General features: G+C 63.1%; 3 protein-coding genes. All 3 read right to left on the bottom strand.

The annotated features are described in order from the left end of the window. The coding region (locus DBR24_RS33525) for an aminotransferase class III-fold pyridoxal phosphate-dependent enzyme (protein ID WP_256591788.1) at positions 1-1,206 on the bottom strand (1,206 nt) is incomplete at its 3' end. A gap of 54 nt (positions 1,207-1,260) precedes the next feature. After that, entirely contained in the window at positions 1,261-2,469 is a 1,209-nt protein-coding gene (locus DBR24_RS24120; RefSeq protein WP_123464418.1) for a beta-ketoacyl synthase N-terminal-like domain-containing protein, read from the bottom strand. Then, positions 2,466-3,089, bottom strand: a 624-nt coding sequence (locus DBR24_RS33520) for a beta-ketoacyl synthase (RefSeq protein WP_256591787.1), incomplete at its 5' end; no start/stop codon positions are given. The genes DBR24_RS24120 and DBR24_RS33520, both read right to left, overlap by 4 nt.

The following is a 3,089-nucleotide window of genomic DNA, read 5'->3' as shown; positions in this document are numbered from 1 at the left end:
CTTGAGCATCGCGCTGTCGTTCTCAAACAAACGGCGCAGGGCGGACAGGGCGATATGACAGGACGCATCGTCTTCGGCGAAGGTCGAGCTGTGGATGTAGCTGAAATCGTTTTCGTAGTGGCTGGCGCGGATCACCGTCGCGGCGATTTTCATCAGGCCACCGCCCAGGGCTTTCGACAGGCAGTAGTAATCGCCCTGCAAGTTGAAATGGCTGGCGCCGAGCAAGGTGCCGGTGCGGCCGAAACCCGATTGCACTTCGTCGATGATCAGCGGGCACTGCTGCTCGTTGCACAGGCGACGCAGGCCCAGGTAGAACTCGCCGGCGAACTCGTTGATGCCGCCTTCGCCCTGGATCGGTTCGAGCAGGACTGCGGTGATCGCGCTGAACGCCTCGCGCCGTACCTGCAGGGTTTCACCGCTCCATTCCAGGCTCAGCCAGTGACGGATATGCCGGGCCGGCAGTTCTTGCAATTGCTGCGGCTGCTGCGGGTCGATGAACTCGACGTTGAGACCGAAACGGGCGAACGGCTTGCGGTACTGCTTGCCATAGGTCAACTGAACGGTGTTCACCAGTTTGCCGTGGAAGCTGCCGCGCACAGCCAGGAACACCGGCTCGACATGCAACTGCGCCAGGTTGTGCTGACGCACCGCTTCGGCCACTTGGCGCACGGTGACGCAGGACAGATTCTGCGGCAGCAGGCCCGCTGGCAAATCGAGATCGTCGATGTCCAGTTCGACATAAGCCTTGTCGCTGGCAACCAGATTGGCGAGGGCGAAATCGCGCTCGTCGAATTGCTTCTGCAGGTTTTTCTGACGACGGTATTCGGCGTGCTTGACGGCGATTTCCACCGACTCGGCGCCGCTGTTGGAGAAGGTCGAAATGTAGCGTTCGTTGTTGTTCAGCTCACGGTTGAACGCCTCACTGAGTTCGCGCCCCAACTGGCCGGCGGCACCGCGCACCGACATCTGCGCGTTGAACGGCACATCGGCACGCAACAGGCTGCAGAGCTGATCGACGAATTGCGGATCGTTGTGGCCATACAGCGCGGCCCCGTAACCGCCGAGGAAGTCGGTGACGGTCACCTCTGCACCCTGCTTGTCGCGGTAAAACAGTTTGCTGCCGAGCGCACGATGGAACTGGCACTCCAGGCCCAGGGCCTGCATCAGTTCAACGAATTTCGGCCGTACGTAATCGCGATAATCCATGACAGTTATATCCCTTGAGTGAAAAATCAGATGCGCTGCGTTGCGTCCGGACAGTCAGTCGGCCGCGTGAAATTCCAGTTGAAAACAGGCGCTGAAGCCGTTGTCGTCGCGGTTGATGACCAGGCAATCGTGCAGCACGGCATCGCGCGGCTGCGCCATGACAAACGGCAGATGCGGGTCCACCGGTTGCTCAAGACCGATGATCGGAGCGACGCTTTGCGCCTGCAGGGTTTGCCGGGCGAGAATCAGATCCACCAGGCTCGGCGCACCACTGAGAATGCCGGTCAGCGGCGTGCTGCTGGTGATGTGCGCGGCACCGGTTCGCGCCAGTGTGCGGGCCAGGTCGGCGTCCTTTTGCGGGTCACCGGTGGCGCTGCTGATCAACAAATCAACCTGTTTATCCGGCAGGTTCAGCGAGTCCAGGCGTGGGTGCGCAAAGAGCCCTGTCAGACAGGTCTGCGGCCCGGCCGGCAGGTCATCGGCACGTCGCAGCACCACGGCCGCAGCGCCTTCGCCGACAATGCCGCCGTGTCCCTGGCGATCGAATGCGCGCAGGTGCTGCGAACCGTCGGTGCTGATCACACCGGCCTCGGCCAGGGCAGCCAGCGCCAGCGGATCGAGCTCACTGCCGGCACCCACCACAATCGCCGCATCAATGCGGCCACTGTGCAGCGCCGCGCAGGCTTCACGCAGCGCCGCCAGATTACCGGCCACGCCTTGCATGTAGGCGTTGCACTCGCACTCCAGTTTCAGCGCCAGACTGACCACGCCGAGCAAACCGTTGCTCAGGCTTTTGAGCACCAGAAACGGATCGAGCGCACGCTCCTGCAGCACCCGTTGGGCGAGGCGTCGCATGTCGGCACCGTTCTCGGTCTGACATTCCTGCAGCAGTTCGCCGTAGGACGTCAGCGATGGATGGGTGTAGCCGCCCTGACAGCAATAGAGACCGAAACGCACGTCGCTGGCACCCGGCTCGAGTCCGGCTTGCGCCAACGCCTGACGCACCGCGCTGACACCCCAGATCACCGCCGGCGGGCAGTAACGCTGCAGGTTTTGCGCGACGTCCTGGCGACTGCGTTGGTGCGCTGCATCGCTGACGTGGCCGAATGCGACGACCCGCTCACTGTGCAACAGCGACGATTGCAGGGGCGAGATCGCGCTGCGACCTTCAAGGGCCGCCGACCACAATCGGTCGACGCCCCAACCGCTGGGCAACACACAGCCGCTACCGGCAATGGCGATACGCGCGGTGGCATGAGTCATTGTCCGTGCTCCCGATATTTGCCAAGGGCCAGCGAGGTGTTGAGGCCACCGAATCCGAAGGAATTGCTCAGCGCGTAATCAACCCGACGGCTGACAGCCTGACCGGGGCAATAATCCAGATCGCACTGTTCATCGGCGGTATGCCGGTTCACCGTTGGCGTGATCTGGTCATTCAGGCAGGCCAGCGCAGTGACGATGCATTCCGGCGCACCGGCGGCCGCAATCAGATGGCCGAATTGCGATTTGTTGGCGCTGACCGCCAACGCCCGATAATGCTGCTGTTCGGCGAACACGCTCTTGATCGCCAGGGTTTCGGCAACATCGTTGAGCGGGGTCGAGGTACCGTGGGCATTGATCAGGTCGATCTGCTGTGCGCGCAGGCCGGCGTCGTCCAGCGCGGCCTGCATCGCCAGTGCGGCGCCGCGTCCCTGCGGTTGTGGCGCGGTGACCTTGTAGGCATCCAGGCTGCTGCCGAAACCCAGCACTTCGGCATAGGGCGTCGCGCCACGGGCCAGGGCATGCTCGAGGCTTTCGAGGACGACAAAACCACCGCCCTCACCGGCAATCAAGCCGCTGCGGTCGCGGTCGAACGGCCGGCACAGATCGGCACCCCAGCGTTG

This window comes from Pseudomonas sp. HMWF006, assembly GCF_003061205.1.
GTDB classification, from domain to species: Bacteria; Pseudomonadota; Gammaproteobacteria; order Pseudomonadales; family Pseudomonadaceae; genus Aquipseudomonas; species Aquipseudomonas monsensis.
This window is presented reverse-complemented; position numbering and strand designations above follow the sequence as displayed.